This is a genomic window from Variovorax sp. CCNWLW186 (assembly GCF_037203865.1).
GTDB lineage: Bacteria > Pseudomonadota > Gammaproteobacteria > Burkholderiales > Burkholderiaceae_C > Variovorax.
Genome location: NZ_JBBCBO010000025.1, coordinates 15,343 through 32,500 on the forward strand (window position 1 = coordinate 15,343; position 17,158 = coordinate 32,500).

Below are 17,158 nucleotides of genomic sequence, written 5' to 3' on the forward strand. Positions count from 1 at the left end.
TATGCGTTGGCGCCCGCACGCCTTGCCGTCCAATTTCGCTTTTTTCCTGTGGTGTCCCTTCGCTTTCCGGTTCGCGTGCTGGCCACGCTGTTGCTTGCACTCGCCGCGGCGGAAGTCTGCCTGGCTCTGCACACGCCCCTGCCATGGATGATCGGCCCGCTGCTCGCGGTGTCGCTGGCATCGATTGCCGGCGCACCCACCGCCAGCTACACGCCGCTGCGCAATGCCGGGCAATGGACCATCGGCACCGCGCTGGGCCTCTACTTCACGCCGCAGGTGGTGGCGCTGGTGGCCGGCCTCTGGTGGGCCATTGCGCTCGCCATTGCCTGGGCCTTGCTGCTCGGCTGGGGCTTCGGGCGCTGGTTGCATGGGCTGCACGCCAAGCGAATGCCGCATGTACCGGCGAAATCGATGAGAGCGACAACTTACTTCGCAGGCGCCATCGGCGGCGCGTCGGAGATGACGCTGCTGTCCGAATCGGCCGGCGCGCGTACCGATCTGGTGGCGGCCGCGCACAGCCTGCGCCTGGTGGTGGTGACAATCACCATTCCGTTTGCCATGCAGTGGAGCGGATTGCATGGGCTCGAAATCAATCCGCCCATGGTGCGCGAGGTGAATGCGAGCGGGCTCCTGCTGCTTGCGCTGGCCACCGGCATGGGCGGCCTTGCGATGCGTGCGCTGGGCCGCACCAACCCCTGGTTCATGGGCCCGCTGGTGGTTGCCATGGGGTTCACCATCGCAGGCCAGGCGCTGTCGGCCGTGCCCACCTGGATGTCGAACACCGCGCAGCTGGTGATTGCCGTGAGCCTGGGCGTTCGCTTCAGCCGCGAGTTCTTGTACACGGCGCCGCGCTGGCTGGGTTCTGTGGCGCTGGGCACGGTCGTCATGCTGGTGGTGTGCGCAGGCGCCGCATGGCTGCTGGCCCGGGCGACGGGGCTGCACCCCGCCACGATGATCCTGGGCACTTCGCCGGGCGGCATTGCCGAAATGTCGATCACCGCCAAGGTCTTGCAGCTGGGGGTGCCGGTGGTCACGGCGTTTCAGGTGTGCCGGCTGGTGGCGGTGCTGCTGCTGGTGGGGCCGATGTACCGGTGGATCTACGGTCGGAAATGAGCGCCACGGCTGAGTGGGCACAAAAAAAGCGCCTCGAAAGGCGCTTTTTTATCCGGGGCGGGCGGGCTCAGTGCACCAGCACCGGCGTGTGAGCCAGCTCGGCATAGCCTTCGAGCGTGTCCTCGACCTCTTCCTGGGTGGGCGTATTGAGCTGCCAGGCGGCAATTTGCTGCTGGAACAGTTCGGCCCACGAGCCGTCGAGGTAGACCTCTTTGCCCGAGCGCTTGTCGACGATCTCGAAGCCGTGGCGTTCCAGGACCGGCACATTGGGCTGGGCGGGTGTGTCGCTTTCGTTCGGCTGCACGTGCACGACGACGAAGGACTCTGAGTCATAGAGCATGTTCATTGCGGGGCCTGTGAGGATGTCGATGGCGTTCATGGGGGTTAGATAGCAATCAACGCGCCAGTTTCAAGCTCGGTTGTCTTTTTGTAGAGAAAACGCATTAATTCCTGTGCTTGTTTCCTCCACTTTCGCGCTAGTTCGAGGGCCCCGCGGGAAGGGATTCGCGCAACTGCATGTCGGCGAAATCGCCGTTGGCCTGTGTCTGTTTCATCCGCACCGGCAGGTAGCCAAGGGCCGGCGCCAGCCAGATTTCGATCTTGTCGTCGAATTCGCGCCGGGGGCTGCGCGTGAGCTTGCGCACCGCATAGTCGCCGGCCGGCACGGTCATTTGCTCTTCGCCTTCGATGTTGAAGACCCAGACGCCGGCGTCGCGCGGGCCGACCGTCTGGATGGAAATGCGGCTGCCGGCCGGGTAGCGCCCCGGGTCGCCCGCCAGCATGCCGCCGAGCTGCATCACCACGCTGAGCCGGTCTTGCGCGCCGGGCAGCAGGGGCACGCTGGGCGCGTTGTTGCTGAACATCACCTGGCCCTGGTCGCGCAGGAAGTGCGAAGCCACCTCGCCCTTGCGGGCCTCCGAAAAGCGGTCAGGCTCGATGCCGGTGGGGCCGATCTTGCCGGTGCTGTGCTGGCTGCGGATTGTCCTGAACAGGAATTTGAGAGAAAGCCGCGCGTCGTAGCTGCTGCCGTCCTGCAGCCAGGCCAGGTCGCCGAAAACGCCTTGCATTGGCGATGAGCCCTGCTGGCCGGTGACCGCGAAGGCGAGCTTGACCGAGCCGGGAATGCGCAACGCCTCCGGGCCGACGACGTTGCCGGCCGTTGCGCTCGCGGCGCCTCCGGCTCCTCCGTCCCCGATGCCGGCGTTGCTTGTGCTGCCCGCGCCGCCCAGCGCAGCACCTGCCGGGGCGCTTGCCGGCGGCTCAGGAGCGGCCGCTCCTGAATCGATAGCGATTTGCGCCGTGAGAGCACGCGTTTCCGGCGGAGGCTCTTCGAAAACCTGGGGTGCCGGGACTGGCATGGGCTCGGGCGCCGTCGGCGGCTTGGGCGCGGAAGGCTCGCGCGGCCGACGCGGTTTGGCGGGCGGCGGTGGCTTGGCTTCAGCCGGGGCGGCTGCCGCGGCAGCGGGCGCGGCCGGCTTTTCCGGAGCGGGCGGCGCGATCACGATCGTCCGGGTAGTGAACTTGTTCGCAAGAGGCGAGGGATCCGGGCCGATGGCCGTGGGCGCCAGCCCCAGCAGCAGAACGTGAACCAGCCCCACCGCCAGCGTCAGCCCGGCGAGCGCCCGCCACGACGGGCGTGCCGGGGGCGCAAGGGACGAAAACGGGGAGGCGGCAAGCGTCGGCATGAGGTGTGGAGTGAGCGCGGGCGTCGAGGTTCACAAGGAGCACCTCGGTACACTGCCGCCCGTTCACCCAGTTTAGTGGGCGCGGCGCCGGCCCTCGTGTTCGCCCCGTGTCCTTCATCACGCAATTGCCACCATGAAACTCGCCACCCTGAAGGACGGCTCCCGCGACGGCCAGCTCGTCGTCGTCTCGCGCGACCTCACGCTCGCCCACTACGCCACCGGCATTGCCAGCCGGCTGCAGCAGGTGCTGGACGACTGGGGCTTCATGAGCCCGCAGCTGCAGGACCTGTACGACGCGGTCAACAACGGCCGCGCGCGCCATTCCTTTCCGTTCGATCCCTCGATGTGCATGGCGCCGCTGCCGCGCGCCTACCAGTGGGCCGACGGCTCGGCGTACCTGAACCACGTCGAGCTGGTGCGCAAGGCGCGGAACGCCGAAGTGCCTGAAAGCTTCTATCAAGACCCGCTGATGTACCAGGGCGGCAGCGACGACTTTCTCGGCCCGACCGACGACATCGTGGTGCCGAACGAAGCCATGGGCATCGACTTCGAGGCCGAGATCGCGGTGATTACCGGCGACGTGAAGATGGGCGCCACGCCCGACCAGGCGCTCGACGGCATCCGGCTGGTGATGCTGGCCAACGACGTGAGCCTGCGCAACCTGATTCCGGCCGAGCTGGCCAAGGGCTTCGGCTTCTTCCAGAGCAAGCCCGCCACCGCCTTCAGCCCGGTGGCCGTGACGCTCGACGAAATCGGCGAGGCCTGGCAGAACGGCCGGGTGCACCTGACGCTGCAAAGCAGCTGGAACGGCCGCAAGGTCGGCATGTGCGACGCCGGGCCGGAGATGACCTTTCACTTCGGCCAGCTCATCGCCCACATCGCCAAGACGCGCAATGTGCGCGCCGGCAGCATCGTCGGCAGCGGCACCGTGAGCAACAAGGGCGTGGAAAAGAACGGCCGCATGGACTGGCCCAAGGGCTATTCGTGCATTGCCGAGAAGCGCTGCATCGAAACCATCCAGGGCGGCGAGCCCGTGACCGAGTTCATGAAGTTCGGCGACACGATCCGCATCGAGATGAAGGGGCTCGACGGCCGCTCGCTGTTCGGCGCGATCGACCAGGAAGTGGTGTCGGTGGCGGGGCGGCCGAAGGTGGCGCCGGTGTCGCTGGTCAATTCCCAGGCCGACCAGTCCGCCGATACGGCTGAAGACTAGGCTCAAGAACTTTTGGGGCCGCGGCGCGCAGCAGCTCTTTCTGTGTCCGTATGCCCAGCCGCCGGAACGCCCGGTATTGATGGGTGCGCACCGTCGTCAGCTCGATGCCGATCTCGCGCGCGGTCTGCTTGGCGGTGCTGCCCGCCATCAGGTGGCCGATGACTTCGCGCTCCCGCAGGCTCAAGGTCAGCAGGCGCGAGGCCAGGGAGGGCGCCACCGTGTTCCCTGCCGCCACCGTGCTGCGGCCATGGGCCATCGTGGCCTCGGCCAGCAGGGTGGCGTGGCTCTCGATTGCCGCGAAGTCGCGCTCGTCGAATTCAGGCTGCGCCAGGCTCCGGTAGAAGCTCACCGCCACGCGCTGGCCGGTGGGTGTCAGCAGCAGCACCGACGCACGTTCGCGAATGCCTACGTCGCCGTAGCAGGCGGCGCGGTAGGCGGGGTCGGCCACCTCCTCGGCGCGCTGGTGGCCCAGCCACAGCTGCGCGCGCTTGGGCAGCTTGCGCTTCGCGAGCCAGGTCATGTTGGGGTCGAGCAGGTCGAAGCGCTGCGCCACATAGCCCTCGGCGGTGCGTTCGGCCGTGGTGCCGTAGCTGCTGGCCGCCGACACGGCCTCGATGCGGCCGGTGGCATCGACCGCGAACACGGTGCAGAAGGTCACCGGCATCACCCGGTGCATGGCCGAGAGGCAGTTGGCTGCGAGATGCGGCGTGCCGATGCCCGCCAGCACGTCGCGGACGATGGCCGCCGACAGCGCGGTGTCGGCAGCGGGTTGAATGCGCCAGCGTCTCATGGGAGCAGACCAGACTCGGGGTAAATACGTCGTACAAAGTTATGACAACGGACGTGGCCCCGCATCGGGACAATCCCGCTGCATGACGAACCCCACCATTGCGGCCGAGGCGCCCGCTCCCGCCTCCGGCGCCATTGCCGCCGATGCCGCAAGCGGCCCCGTGCCGCCGATGCCCAGCGCGACCGGGCTGCCGCCTTCGGTCGGTGCCTTTCACTACACGCGCTACAAACCGCGGACGCCGCCGCTGGAGCAGGGCGGCGTGGAGCCGGGGCGCCATCCGGTGGTGATTGCGGGCGGCGGGCCGGTCGGCATGGCGCTGGCGCTGGGGCTCGCGAACCACGGCGTGCGCTGCGTGGTGCTCGAGACCGACGACACGGTGTGCGTGGGCAGCCGCGCGGCCTGCATCTCGCGCCGCAGCCTGGAGATCGTGGAGCGGCTCGGCGCGCTTCCGGCGTTCCTGGCCAAGGGCCTGCCGTGGACCGGCGGGCGCAGCTTCTACAAGACGGCCGAGGTGTTCCGCTTCGAGATGCCGCACGACGAGCGGCAGAAGCTGCCGCCAATGATCAACCTCGAGCAGTACTACGCCGAGCACTATCTGCTGGAAGAAATCTTTCGCCGCAACGAGGCGACGCCGGGGCTCATCGACATTCGCTGGGGCACCGAACTCGTCGGCATTGCGCAGGATGAAGACGGCGTGACGCTCGACGTGCGCAACCCCGAAGGCGCCTACCGATTGCAGGGCCAGTGGCTCGCGGCCTGCGACGGCGGCCAGAGCTTCGTGCGCAAGTCGCTGGGGCTTTCGCTCGAGGGCACGGGCTACGAGGGGCGCTACGTCATCATCGACATCGAACTGCACAGCGAGCACCCGACCGAGCGCCGCGCGTGGTTCGATCCGCCGTGGAACCCGGGCTCGACCGTGCTGATGCACCGCCAGCCCGATGACATCTGGCGCATCGACTACCAGTTGCGTGCCGGCCAGAGCACCGAAGAAGCGCTGACGCCGGCGGCCGTGGCCGAGTTCGTGCAGCGGCATCTGGACGCCATTGGCGAAGGCCACCTGCCGTGGAAGACGGTGTGGACCTCGGTCTACCGTGCGGGCGCGATGACGCTCGAGAGCTACCGGCACGGCCGCGTTCTCTTTGCCGGCAATGCGGCGCATGCGATGCCGATCTTCGGTGTGCGCGGCCTCAATTCGGGCTTCGACGATGCCGACAACCTGGCCTGGAAGCTGGCGTTCGTGGCTCGCGGCCTCTCGGATGCGGCGCTGCTCGACTCGTATTCGCAGGAGCGAATCGAAGCCTTCCACGTCAATGCCGAGAACGCCATGCGCAGCACCGAATTCATGTCGCCGCCTTCCCGCGGCTTCGACCTGATGCGCGAAGCGGCGCTGTCGCTGTCGGAGGCGCATCGCGGCATTGCGCAACTGATCAATCCGCGGCAGACGCAGGCGGTGCGCTATGCGGCTTCGGCGCTTTCCAGCGAAGGCGATGTGCTGGCGGCAGGCCCGTTGCCCGGGGAGGTGATGGCCGAGCAGCAGCTTGAGCAGGGGCACCTGACCGACTGGATCGCTCCGGTCTTCACATTGCTCGTGCTGCGGCCGCGGGCCGGTACCGCCTTGCTGCCGAAAGACGAGGTGGCGCAGGCGCTGCGCGGCGATCTGCCGTTCGCGGTTCGCGTCATCGCGGGTGCCGGTGTCGATGGCGCCGATGCACATGCCGACGCGGCGGTGTTCGAGGCGCTGGGCGCAAGCGACGGCGCCTTCTATCTGCTGCGGCCCGACGGCCATGTGGCCGCGCGCTGGCAACACCTGCCGGGCGGCGCGCTGACAGGCGCGTTGGGCCGTGCCGCCGCTGCTTTCAAGGAGATTGCCGCATGACCACATCGCTCGCCCCCGACGCGCGGGACCGCATCTACGCGGAGTGCGCGCGCGCCATCACTGAAGCCGGCCCCGAACGCGAATCGCTGTTTCTCGCGCGGCTCGCGCTGCTGCTGTTCGAGCAGGTCGGCGACGAGGCGCGCTGCCGCCGCGCATTGGCCGACGCGCTGGACGCGCTGCCCGTACCATCGCTGTCCGCAACCCAATCACAACAAACCGGAGACTGATCCACATGGACCGCCGCACTCTTCTGGCCACGCTCGCTTCGGGCGCCGCCATGGCCGCAAGCCCGTTCGCCCGCGCGCAGGACTACCCCACGCAACTCATCAAGTGGGTGGTGCCCTATCCCGCGGGCGGCGGTACCGACGTGATTGCGCGCACGCTCGCCGAGGCCATGCGCCAGGCGCTGGGCCAGCAGATCGTTATCGACAACCGGCCCGGCGCCTCGACCAACATCGGCGCCGACTTGGTCGCAAAGAGCAAGCCCGACGGCTACACCGTGATGTCTGCCGACAACGCCGTGCTGGCCTTCAACGAGCACCTGTTCGGCAAGCTGCCGTTCAATCCGGAAAAAGACTTCACCTACGTCGGCGCGATCGGCAAGTTTCCGCTGGCGCTGGTGGTGCACCCGGACTTTCCGGCCAAGAACTTCAAGGAGTTCCTGGCGTATGTGAAGGCCAATCCGGGCAAGGTCAACTACGCCTCGCCGGGCAACGGGTCGCCGCATCACCTGGCCATGGAGATGTTCAAGGTTCGCACCGGCACTTTCATCACGCACATTCCCTACCGTGGCGCCGCCCCGGCGATGGCCGACGTGATGGGTGGGCAGGTGCCGTGCATGTTCCTGGACCTGGCCTCGGGCCTGCCGATCATGCAGGGCAACAAGGTTCGCGTGCTCGCCATCGGCTCCGGCGCGCGCAACAAGCTGCTGCCCAACGTGCCGACGCTGGCCGAAGTGGGCGTGCCCAATACCGAGGTGTTCGCGTTCCAGGGCGTGCTGGGCCCGGCCGGCCTTCCGCCCGCCGCGGTGGCCAAGCTCAACAGCGAGCTGAACCGCGCGTTCGGTACGCCGGCGGTACAAAAGCGCTTCGATGATTTCGGCATGGAAGCCATGCCGGGCACGCCCGCGCAGTTCGAAGCGTTGGCGCGCGCCGAGTCGAAGCGCTGGGGGCCGATCATCAAGCAGGCCGGCATCAAGCTGGACTGAGTTCGCCGCGCGCTTCGCAGCCGGCGGGCTATTTCCTGGAGCCGTCTTCCAGCACGTGCTCGTCGCGTTGCAGCTCGCCGTTTTCGTCCCAGCTGCGCTCGCGCGTCACGCGGCCCCTGGCATCGAAGCTCGATTCGGCGAGCAGCGTTCCTTTTTCGCTGAAGCGCTGGTGCTTGCCGACCGGCACTTGCCGGCCGCGGCCCGCCACCCGATAGCGCCCATGCGCAGCGCGCTGGCCGCTCTCGTAGAACTCGGTGATCTCGAGAGCGCGCGCATCGCCGGAGCCGCTGTAGGCAGCCTTGCTGCGGGGCTGGCCGTGGAGGTAGTAGCTGTCGTCTCGCACCGGCTCGCCCGCGGGGTTCCAGCGCTGGTCGCGGATCAGCGAGCCTTTTTCGGAGAACTCCTGCTCGCGTTGCCGCACCGCGCTGCGTTCGACCAGCAGCCACACCGTTTCGCGGCGCTTCACCCCTTCGGATGAAAAATGCCGCTCGGTGCGCTGGTTGCCGGCGATCTCGTCTTGCACCGAGGGCTTGCCGTTGTCGTAGAAGTCCTGCGACCGCACGCGCTTGCCGAGCATGTACGACAGCCGTGAACGCAGGAAGCCGCGCGCGTCGAACAGCTGGACCTGCGAGGGCCCGCCGGTGAAGCCGCACAGCCGGGCGTCGTCGGCCACCGGCGCGAGCATGGGCGTTTCGCCGCAGCGCAGCGCGGACAACTGGCCGCGCTCGGTGAACTCGACGAAGGCACGGTCGGTTCCCGTGCTGGGATAGAAAGTGACGCGGCGCAGCCGGCCACCGGGATAGAAGCTGCGAACCAGCCCGCGCTCCTGGCCGTCGTCGTACGTGGCCTCGCGCAAGACTTGCCCCTCGGGCCCGTACTCGCGGGCGAGGCCATGGATGTTTCCACCGGCATTGAGGATGTGCTCCCTGGCGAGCTTGCCTTTTTCATAGAAGCGCGACAGGCCGGTGAAGGCGCCGTTCTGCACCTGCTGCTCGCGCTGGGGCTCGCCGGTCGCGCGGTCCTTGCAGCGCATGAGGCCTGTCGCGCCGAGGAGCGTGCTGCCGTCGGAGGGGTTCACCCGGCGTCCGTTGAGTTCGCAGTCGAGCGCGGCATGCGCGCCGCCGGCAGTGAAGAGCGTGAAGAACCACAAGGTCGCCGTTGCGGCCCCGCGCCGGCGAATCATTTGTCGTACAGCGCGGCGAGCGAACGGAATCCCTTGACCTCGATCGGGTTGCCGAAGGGATCGCAGAAAAACATGGTCCATTGCTCGCCCGGCTGCCCCTCGAAACGCACCTGGGGTTCCAGCACAAAGTCGGTGTTGGCGGCTTTGAGCCGTTCTGCAAGCGCCTGCCAGTCGGGCAATTCGAGCACGATGCCGAAGTGCGGCATGGGCACCATGGCATTGCCGACCCGGCCGGTGCGCGTGGTGGCGAAGGGCTCGCCAAGATGCAGGGAGATCTGGTGGCCGAAAAAGTCGAAGTCGACCCAGGTGTCGGTGCTGCGGCCTTCGGCACAGCCGAGGACATTTCCGTAGAAGCGGCGGGCCGCGTCGAGGTCGCGAACGTGAAAGGCAAGATGGAAGATGCTCTGCATGGTTCCGGATTATGGGCAGCGGTGCTGTGAGAATGCCGGACTTTCTTTCATCGTGGAGCAAGCCTTGCGGATACTCCGGACCCTCTTTGCGCCCGGGCGCAATTTCGACTTGAAGGCGCCCGCGCGCCAGTGGTTTCTTGCCCGCCTGCCGCGCCTTGTGCTGGCGGGTGCCTGTTCCCTTCTCGCGGTGGCGGCGCATGCCGCCTGCCCGCCTTCGGCCATTGCCAGCCTCGGCAAGCCGGGCTCTGCGGTCGGCCAATGGAATGCGGTCGACCGGGGCCTGCTGTGGCGCGCCGACCGGGACGGGCGTACCTCCTGGCTCTACGGAACCATTCATCTCGGCCGAGCCGAGTGGGTGCGGCCGGGCCCCACCGTGCAAAAGGCGCTGGAGCAAAGCGACGCGCTCGCGCTGGAACTCGACGCGCGCGATCCGGCGACCATGCGCGCCATGACGCAGCCGGCGGATCCGGCCCTGGTGGCGCGGCTGCTGAGCGGCCAGCGTGCGCAGCGGCTGGCGCGCCAGAATGAAGCCGCCTGCGTGCCGCCCGGAACCATGTCGGGGCTGCAGCCCATCCTGCAGGTCACTGCGCTGGCGGGCCTGGTGGCGCGTGCCGATGGCCTGTACCCGGAATTCGGCGTCGACGAAACGCTGGCCGTCTCGGCGCGGAACAACAGCAAGCCGGTGTTCGCGCTGGAAAGCGCGGCCTCGCAATTGAAGATGCTCACGGGAGATTCCGAAGCCGAAGAGGCGGAACAGATCGATGCTGCGCTGGACGAACTGGAGTCGGGCCAGTTGCGCACGCAGATGAAGGAGCTGGCCGAGGTCTGGGCCCGTGGCGATGTGGACAAGCTGGGCCGTTATCCCGAGTGGTGCAACTGCATCAACACGCCGGCCGAACGGCGGCTGATGAAGCGCCTGCTCGACGACCGCAATCCGGGGCTCGCGGACGGCATCGAGCGCATGCACGCGGGCGGGCGGCGCGTGTTTGCGGCCGTGGGTGCGCTGCACATGGTGGGCCCGCAAGGGCTGCCTGCGCTGCTGGCGGCCCGGGGGTTCACGGTTGCCGCGGTGCCTCTTTCTGCGCAGCCGCCGCTCGCGGTGCCGGCAGCACCGGCTGTGACACCGCCCACGGCGGAGGGCCGGAATGCAAGGGGCGCTCGCAATGCCCGCAATACCCGTGACGCCCGCGGTGCGCGTGGCAGCCAGGCTGCCAAGAGCAGCAGCGCCAAGAGCAGCAGCAGTGCCAAGGGTTCCAAGCCCAGCGCCAAGCCCGCGCAACGCGCGCCGGCCACGAAGGCCAAACAGCGCCGATAATCGCCAACACCATGCACCTGCCGCGAAACCACCCCCGCTTCCTCGGCCTCGTCGGCCGATGGGTGCTGCTGTGGTTTGTGCTTTCGCTCGGCGTGGCGGTGGCGTCGCCCATCGTGCACCCACAGGCCGTGGAACTGGTGTGCTCGAGCGTCGGCTCGGTCAAGGTGGTGGTCCACACCGAAGACGGCGTGCAGGAAATGGGCGCCTCGCACATGGACTGCCCGCTGTGCGTGCTCACCGGCGCGCCGCCTCCTTCGGCGGACCCCGCCGGTTTCGATCTTCCCTTGCCGCTGGGCCGCGTGGTCCAGTCCATTCCTGCCGCGCGCCTTGCCGCGGCCACCGCTGCGCCATTGCCGGCGCGCGGGCCGCCCACCTTCTCCTGAAGCTTTCAAAACCGTAGCCGCATGCGCCGATCGACAGGTGCGTGCGGCCTGTCTGGCTTGAAGTTCGTGGAGCAGGTTTCCAGTGAAAAAGCATTCCCGCGCCCTGGCAATTGCCATGGCATTCCCCTTTGGCGCGCCCTTGTGGGCGCAAGAAGCACCCGAGCCGCCCGAGAGCGGCGCCAGCGTGCGCACCCTCGGCACCGTCACGGTCAGTGACGGCCGCCCGACCTCGCTGCCGACGCAGATCCCGGCCACCATCGAAGGTGTGACGAGCGAGCAGATCTCCGAAACGGTCAATGCGACCGACAGCGAAGACGCTCTCAAATATTTGCCCAGCCTTGTGGTGCGCAAGCGCTACATCGGCGATTTCAACCATGCGGTGCTTGCCACGCGCGCCTCGGGCACGGGCAACAGCGCTCGCTCGCTGGTGTTCGCCGACGGCATCATGCTGTCGAACCCGCTGGGCAACGGCGCCACCTACGCGCCGCGCTGGGGCATGGTGTCGCCGGAAGAAATCGAGCGGGTCGACGTGCTGTACGGGCCCTTCTCCGCCGCCTACCCGGGCAACTCGGTCGGGGCCGTGGTCGACTACGTGACGCGCATGCCCACCAGGCTCGAAGCGCACGTCAAGCTCAGCGGCTTTGCCTCGAATTTCGACCTGTACAACAGCCGCTCGTCGCCGGCCGGGCAGCAGTTCGACCTGTCGCTGGGGAGCCGCAGCGGCAACTGGTCCTGGTGGCTCAGCGCCTCGCGCACCCACAGCAAAGGACAGGCGCTGGTGTTCGGCAACCGGCTGGTGAGCGCCGGCACGGTGGGCAATGCGGGCACACCGGTGACGGGCGCGGTGCTGGGGCTGAACCCGTCGAACCAGCCATGGTGGCTGGTGGGCGGCTCGACCATCTACGACACCACGCAGGAGCAGGCCAAGCTGAAGGTGGCCTACGACTTTTCGCCCACGGTGCGGGCGACCTACACCCTTGGCGCGTGGAACAACACCACGCACGGCAGCGTCGACACCTACCTGCGCGATGCGCTCGGGCGGCCGGTGTATTCAGGGCGCGTGAACATCGGCGGGCGCAGCTACAACCTCGATGCGCCGAGCGCCGCGCTAGCGCCGACGGAAACCGCGCTCACGCATTACATGCATGGCCTCTCGGTCAAGAGCCACACCGGCGGTGTGTTCGACTGGGAGGTGGCCGCGAGCCTGTTCGACTATGCGAGCGACACCTCGCGCACGCCGACCACACCGTTGCCGGGCGCCTTCAAGGGCGGCCCCGGGCGCACCACCGACATGGGCGGTTCCGGCTGGCACACATTCAAGGCCGCGGGCACCTGGCGGCCGACCGGCTCTGCCGACGGCGTGGGCGCTCATGTGGTCGAGTTCGGCTTTCAGCAGGACACGGCGCGGCTGCGCACCAGCGTCGGCAACACGCTCGATTGGATCCGTGGGCCGGTGGTGGCGCCGTTTTCCGCCTTCAACGGCAACACGCGATTGCAGTCGCTCTACGTGCAGGACACCTGGCGTTTTGCCGAGAAATGGAAGACCACGCTCGGCCTGCGCCACGAACGGTGGGAAGCCTACGGCGGCCAGCTCGGCAATGCGACGAGGCTGCTCGACTTTGCGCCGCGCAAGAACAGCTACGACTCGCCCAAGGCGGCCATCGCCTGGCAGGCCACGCCCGACTGGTTGTTGAAGGCCTCGACCGGCCGCGCGGTGCGCATGCCGACCGTGAGCGAGCTCTACCAGGGGTCGATCGAAGGCAACCGCATCGTCAATACCAACCCGGACCTGCGGCCGGAACGCTCGTGGACCACCGAGCTCAGCGCCGAGCGCGACCTGAAGGGCTGGGGCGTCGACGGCGTGCTGCGCACCTCGCTGTTCTTCGAGAACACGAAAGATGCGCTCTACAGCCAGGCGCTCACCAACCTGGTGAGCACGGTGCAGAACGTCGATGCAATTCGCACGCGCGGCCTGGAGGTGGCACTGAATGCGGTGGACGTGGGCATCAAGGGGCTGGACCTGGGCGGCAGCCTTACGCTGACGCGGTCGAGGATTGCCGCCAACAGCGTTTTTGCCGCCAGCGTGGGCCGCGACCAGCCGCGCGTGCCGAAGGTGCGCGCCTCGCTGCTCGCCACCTACCGGCCTGACGCGAGATGGAGCTACACGGTGGGCGCGCGCTACAGCGGCACGCAGTACGGCACGCTCGATAACAGCGACACGAACGGCGCGGCGTACATGGGCTTTTCGAAGTTCTTCGTGGTCGACGCACGCATTCGCTACCGCTTCGACCGGCAATGGAGCGCCGCCGTGGGCATCGACAACCTGAACAACAACAAGTACTGGGCTTTCCATCCCTATACGCAACGCACCTTCCTGGCCGAGCTCAAGTTCGACCTCTGATTTTCTTTTTTCCAATTTCTTCAAGGAGTTCCCTCAATGAACCACCCGCGCATCATCCTCAAGACCGTTGCTGCATGTGCCATGCTGGCCAGCGCGACCACGGGCTTTGCCCACGTCACCCTGCCGCGAGGCGGAGCGACCGTCGGCAGCGACTACAACGCGGCGTTCCGCGTGGGCCATGCCTGCGAAGGCGCCAAGGCCACCACGGGCCTGGCCGTTCGCCTGCCCAAGGGATTCGTCCTGAGCGACGCGCAGGCGCGCAAGGGCTGGAAGCTCGATGTGCAGAAGAACGCCGGCGACGGCGAGGTGCGCTGGACCGCCGAAAGCGCGCAAACCGCGCTGCCCGCCAGCGAACGCGCCGAATTCGTGCTGCGCGGCAAGGTGCCCGGCACGCCCGGACCGTTGTGGTTCAAGGTGCTGCAGACCTGCGACGTGGGCAGCATCGACTGGGCCGAAGTGCCCGCAACAGGCAACTCGACCGCGGGGCTCAAGACGCCCGCCGCCAAGCTCGACGTGGTGGCGCAGGGCGTGGCCACGGTCGACGTGCGCGACGGCTGGGTGCGCCAATCGGTGCCGGGCCAGAGCGGCACGGGTGCGTTCATGAAGCTCACCGCGCCCACGGGCACCAAGCTGGTCGGTATTGCCACGCCAGCGGCCGGCGTGGCCGAGGTGCACGAGATGAAGATGGAAGGCGACACCATGAAGATGCGCGAGCTGCCGGGCGGCCTCGATCTTCCCGCGGGCCAGACCGTCGAACTCAAGCCGGGCGGCTACCACGTGATGATGATGGACCTGAAGCAGCCGTTGACCAAGGGATCGACCGTTCCGGTGACGCTCCGCTTCGAAGATGCCAAGGGGCAGAAGACCTCGCTCGAGCTGAAGCTGCCGGTGGGCGCGCCCGAAGGTGCCGATGCGGCGGCACCGGCTCACCAGCACAAGCACTGACCCGCCCGGCGCCCCGCGGGAAGCGCTTACAGCAACTGGTCGGGCGCCAGTGGACCGAAGAGCCTGAGCAGCAGGCGCAGGGTCAGGCTGGCGTCGGGCTCGGTGGAGGTGTCCTTCAGCCCGCTGCCCTCGGGCGCCCGCCAGAGCAGTGAACCATCGTTCAGTTCGACACGCCACGAGCCTTCGCGCATGCCGCGCTCGATCTGCTCGGAGGCTGCGCGGGAGAGCTCGGCACTTCGCACCAGAAGCGCGATTTCGGTGTTCTGCAACTGAGAGCGCAAGTCGAGATTCATCGATCCGACCACCAGCAGCCGGCCGTCCATCACCAGCACCTTCGAGTGCAGCATGGAGCGCGACTCGCCCAGGTTGCCGCTGCCGGAAGAACCGAATGCGTTGCTGACGCTGGCCTGCTCGCTGCGCAGTTCATAGAGTTCGACGCCGAGCTTGAGCAGGTCTTCGCGATGGCGCGCGTAGCCGACATGCGCCACCGGCGCATCGTTCGACGCTAGCGAATTGGTCAGCACCCGGATGCGAACCCCGCGTCCGCGGGCCGCCGCGAAGGCTTGCTTCATGTCCGGGCCGGGCACGAAATAGGGCGAGATGATGAGCAAGTCGCTGCGCGCCTGCCCAATCAGCTGCAGCAGACCTTCGACGACCGTGTCGCTGCCCGCGGCGATGTCGGAGCTGGCCTGGAGCGATGCCGCGCGCCGCGAGGAGCCGGCCGCGTCGCCAGGCTGGCTCACTACCAGGCCGGGCGCCTTTGTCTGTTCGGGGCCCCTGTCGGCCGGAATCTTTCCGGGCTGGTCGGCAAGCATGACCGCGGGCGCCCAGACGAAGCGGGCGGTCTTCAGATCAAGCGGCTTTTCGTCCCAGGCGCGGGCGAGTTGCGTGGGCGTGGGCGCCGCGCCGGGTTTCGGTTCGCCGTCGGTGGTTGTCGGCGGTGGGTTCTGCGCGCGGGCCGATTCGTCGGCCAGCTCGCGGTCAGCCTGCGCCGCGCGCTCGCGGATGGCTTTCAATTCTTCGCGCTTGACCAGCGATTGCACGGGGTAGGCGCGTTCGTTGTTCCAGTAGCTGTCGAAGCTGCGCGACAGGTCTTGCACGATGGGGCCGGCCGCCAGAATGTCGACGTCGATGAAGTTGCCCTTCAGCGCATTGCCGAAATAGGCGTCGCCCAGGTTGCGGCCACCGGTCACGCCGAGCACGTTGTCGGCGAGAAAAAGCTTGTTGTGCATCCGCTGCTGGATGCGGGAAGCATCGCCGACCGAATTGAGAAGGCGTGCGAATGATGAGCCGCGCGCGCCCGCGAGCGGGTTGAACAGCCGCATTTCGATGTTGGGCACGAAGGCCAGGCCCAGCACCAGCGCATCCCGGCCGGTGCTATGGAAATCGTCGAGCAGGATGCGCACGCGCACGCCGCGCTGGGCCGCCGACCGGATGCCGCGCAACAGCCGGCCGGTGCTTGCGTCGGCGTGGATGGCGTAGTACTGCAGGTCGAGCGTCTTCTGCGCGCCTTCGATCAGCGCGAGCCGGCTACCGTAAGCGGCGGGAGGGCCGCCGAGCAGCAGGAAGCCCGACTCGAAGCGCGCCGCGTCGGCCTTTCGCCGCTGCTGGACCAGGGCTTCCAGGGCGGTGCCGCTCGGCGAGGGAAGTGCGCTGGACACTGGCCGGTCGACATGCTCCGGCAGTTGCGCGCAGGCGCCTTGCAGCACGATGGCCAGGAGCACGACGGACCGGCCGAAGAACGCGAAGATGGAAGACATGCGGCTTTCCGGGAATTTGGAGCCGCATATATAGCTCAGTCGACGCCGTCCCGGCGTGGGACGGCGTGACAGTTCCATGTAGAACTAACGAACTAGCGACCGGCGGACAGTTCTTCCTGGCGTTCCAGGGCGGCCAGCAACTCGTCGTCGATCTGGGCGTGGCGCTGGCTCAGTTCGGCGGCGCGCGAGGCGTCCGTGGCATAAATCGCGCCGCCGTCGAGTTCGAGCATTTCGCTGATGCGCTTCTGCTCGGCTTCGAGGGCTTCGATCTGCGCGGGGAGGGCTTCGAGTTCGCGCTGCTCCTTGTAGCTGAGCTTTTTGCGTGGGGCTGTGGAGCGTGCGGTCGCCGGCTCGGCTGAAGCCGGTGCCGCGGCGGGAGCTGGGGCCGGCGGCGGAGGGCTGGCGGCTTGCCGCTGTTCGGCAATCTCGCGGGCGCGCTTCGACTGGATCAGCCAGTCTTGCACGCTGCCTTCGTATTCGCGCCACCGGCCGTCGCCTTCGAAGGCGATCGTGCTGGTCACCACGTTGTCGAGGAAGGTGCGGTCATGGCTGACCAGGAACACGGTGCCGTCGTAGTCCTGCAGCAGGCCTTCCAGCAACTCGAGGGTGTCGATGTCCAGGTCGTTGGTCGGTTCGTCGAGCACCAGTACGTTGGCCGGGCGCGCGAACAGGCGGGCCAGCAGCAGCCGGTTGCGCTCGCCGCCACTGAGCGAGCGCACGGGGGAGTTGGCGCGCGCAGGGGAGAAGAGAAAGTCGGACAGGTAGCTTTTGACGTGCTTGCGCTGGTTGCCGATCTCGATCCACTCGCTGCCCGGGCTGATGAAGTCTTCCAGCGTGGCGTCGAGGTCGAGCTTGTCGCGCATCTGGTCGAAGTACG

At 67.7% G+C, this 17,158-nt stretch carries 16 protein-coding genes (1 of these 16 cut by a window edge); 9 read left to right on the plus strand and 7 right to left on the minus strand.

Annotation, left to right across the window (positions count from 1 at the left end):
* Positions 1-51 precede the first annotated feature (51 nt).
* Positions 52-1,113: an AbrB family transcriptional regulator gene (locus V9K97_RS23200; RefSeq protein WP_337320984.1), complete on the plus strand. Its 1,062-nt coding sequence runs from the start codon at positions 52-54 to the stop codon at positions 1,111-1,113.
* Positions 1,114-1,180: 67 nt separating this feature from the next.
* Here V9K97_RS23200 and V9K97_RS23205 read toward each other — a convergent pair whose 3' ends face one another.
* Together V9K97_RS23205 and V9K97_RS23210 are read right to left on the minus strand one after the other, a co-directional pair.
* Positions 1,181-1,492 carry a BTH_I0359 family protein gene (locus tag V9K97_RS23205; RefSeq protein ID WP_093017097.1) on the minus strand — a complete coding sequence of 104 codons (312 nt, stop codon included), beginning with the start codon at positions 1,490-1,492 and terminating at the stop codon, positions 1,181-1,183.
* 97 nt (positions 1,493-1,589) lie between these two features.
* Positions 1,590-2,798 carry a DUF3108 domain-containing protein gene (locus V9K97_RS23210; protein WP_337320986.1) on the minus strand — a complete coding sequence of 403 codons (1,209 nt, stop codon included), beginning with the start codon at positions 2,796-2,798 and terminating at the stop codon, positions 1,590-1,592.
* A 133-nt stretch (positions 2,799-2,931) separates the two neighbouring features.
* Between V9K97_RS23210 and V9K97_RS23215 the strand changes: the two genes are divergently transcribed.
* Positions 2,932-4,011: a fumarylacetoacetate hydrolase family protein gene (locus tag V9K97_RS23215; protein WP_337320988.1), complete on the plus strand. Its 1,080-nt coding sequence runs from the start codon at positions 2,932-2,934 to the stop codon at positions 4,009-4,011.
* Here V9K97_RS23215 and V9K97_RS23220 read toward each other — a convergent pair.
* Positions 3,968-4,801, minus strand: coding sequence for a helix-turn-helix transcriptional regulator (locus V9K97_RS23220; protein ID WP_337320989.1), 834 nt, complete (start codon positions 4,799-4,801; stop codon positions 3,968-3,970). The two genes, V9K97_RS23215 and V9K97_RS23220, sit on opposite strands and share 44 nt — an antisense overlap.
* An 82-nt stretch (positions 4,802-4,883) precedes the next feature.
* Between V9K97_RS23220 and V9K97_RS23225 the strand changes: the two genes are divergently transcribed.
* Genes V9K97_RS23225 through V9K97_RS23235 form a run of 3 tightly spaced genes read left to right on the plus strand, consistent with a single transcriptional unit; the run spans position 4,884 to position 7,884 of the window.
* Positions 4,884-6,677: an FAD-dependent monooxygenase gene (locus V9K97_RS23225; protein ID WP_337320991.1), complete on the plus strand. Its 1,794-nt coding sequence runs from the start codon at positions 4,884-4,886 to the stop codon at positions 6,675-6,677.
* Positions 6,674-6,904, plus strand: coding sequence for a hypothetical protein (locus V9K97_RS23230; protein WP_258502554.1), 231 nt, complete (start codon positions 6,674-6,676; stop codon positions 6,902-6,904). The genes V9K97_RS23225 and V9K97_RS23230 overlap by 4 nt, the downstream gene beginning before the upstream one ends.
* Before the next feature lie 5 nt (positions 6,905-6,909).
* Positions 6,910-7,884 carry a Bug family tripartite tricarboxylate transporter substrate binding protein gene (locus tag V9K97_RS23235; protein ID WP_337320994.1) on the plus strand — a complete coding sequence of 325 codons (975 nt, stop codon included), beginning with the start codon at positions 6,910-6,912 and terminating at the stop codon, positions 7,882-7,884.
* A gap of 28 nt (positions 7,885-7,912) precedes the next feature.
* On the opposite strand, the gene V9K97_RS23240 is transcribed toward V9K97_RS23235, so the two are convergent.
* On the minus strand, positions 7,913-9,067 hold the full coding sequence (locus V9K97_RS23240) for a toxin-antitoxin system YwqK family antitoxin (protein ID WP_337320996.1): 1,155 nt from the start codon (positions 9,065-9,067) through the stop codon (positions 7,913-7,915).
* Positions 9,064-9,477: a VOC family protein gene (locus tag V9K97_RS23245; RefSeq protein ID WP_258502550.1), complete on the minus strand. Its 414-nt coding sequence runs from the start codon at positions 9,475-9,477 to the stop codon at positions 9,064-9,066. The genes V9K97_RS23240 and V9K97_RS23245 overlap by 4 nt, the downstream gene beginning before the upstream one ends.
* Before the next feature lie 64 nt (positions 9,478-9,541).
* On the opposite strand from V9K97_RS23245, the gene V9K97_RS23250 reads away from it, so the two are divergent.
* From V9K97_RS23250 to V9K97_RS23265, 4 genes are all read left to right on the plus strand, one after another.
* Positions 9,542-10,792, plus strand: a complete 1,251-nt coding sequence (locus V9K97_RS23250) for a TraB/GumN family protein (protein WP_337320998.1) — start codon at positions 9,542-9,544, stop codon at positions 10,790-10,792.
* Between the two features lie 11 nt (positions 10,793-10,803).
* Positions 10,804-11,175, plus strand: coding sequence for a DUF2946 family protein (locus V9K97_RS23255; RefSeq protein ID WP_337321000.1), 372 nt, complete (start codon positions 10,804-10,806; stop codon positions 11,173-11,175).
* A gap of 115 nt (positions 11,176-11,290) precedes the next feature.
* A complete protein-coding gene (locus tag V9K97_RS23260; RefSeq protein WP_337321002.1) occupies positions 11,291-13,576 on the plus strand; it encodes a TonB-dependent receptor in 2,286 nt (761 codons plus the stop codon).
* Between the two features lie 36 nt (positions 13,577-13,612).
* Positions 13,613-14,521 carry a copper chaperone PCu(A)C gene (locus tag V9K97_RS23265; RefSeq protein ID WP_337321004.1) on the plus strand — a complete coding sequence of 303 codons (909 nt, stop codon included), beginning with the start codon at positions 13,613-13,615 and terminating at the stop codon, positions 14,519-14,521.
* 26 nt (positions 14,522-14,547) lie between these two features.
* Here V9K97_RS23265 and V9K97_RS23270 read toward each other — a convergent pair whose 3' ends face one another.
* Together V9K97_RS23270 and V9K97_RS23275 are read right to left on the minus strand one after the other, a co-directional pair.
* Positions 14,548-16,281 (minus strand): phospholipase D family protein, encoded by a 1,734-nt coding sequence (locus V9K97_RS23270; RefSeq protein WP_337321006.1) that lies wholly within the window; start codon positions 16,279-16,281, stop codon positions 14,548-14,550.
* A 92-nt stretch (positions 16,282-16,373) separates the two neighbouring features.
* Positions 16,374-17,158 carry the end of an ATP-binding cassette domain-containing protein gene (locus V9K97_RS23275; RefSeq protein ID WP_337321062.1) on the minus strand. It continues 1,123 nt past the right edge of the window, so only the last 785 of its 1,908 coding nucleotides appear in the window; the start codon falls outside the window, past its right edge — the gene reads right to left on this strand; the stop codon is at positions 16,374-16,376.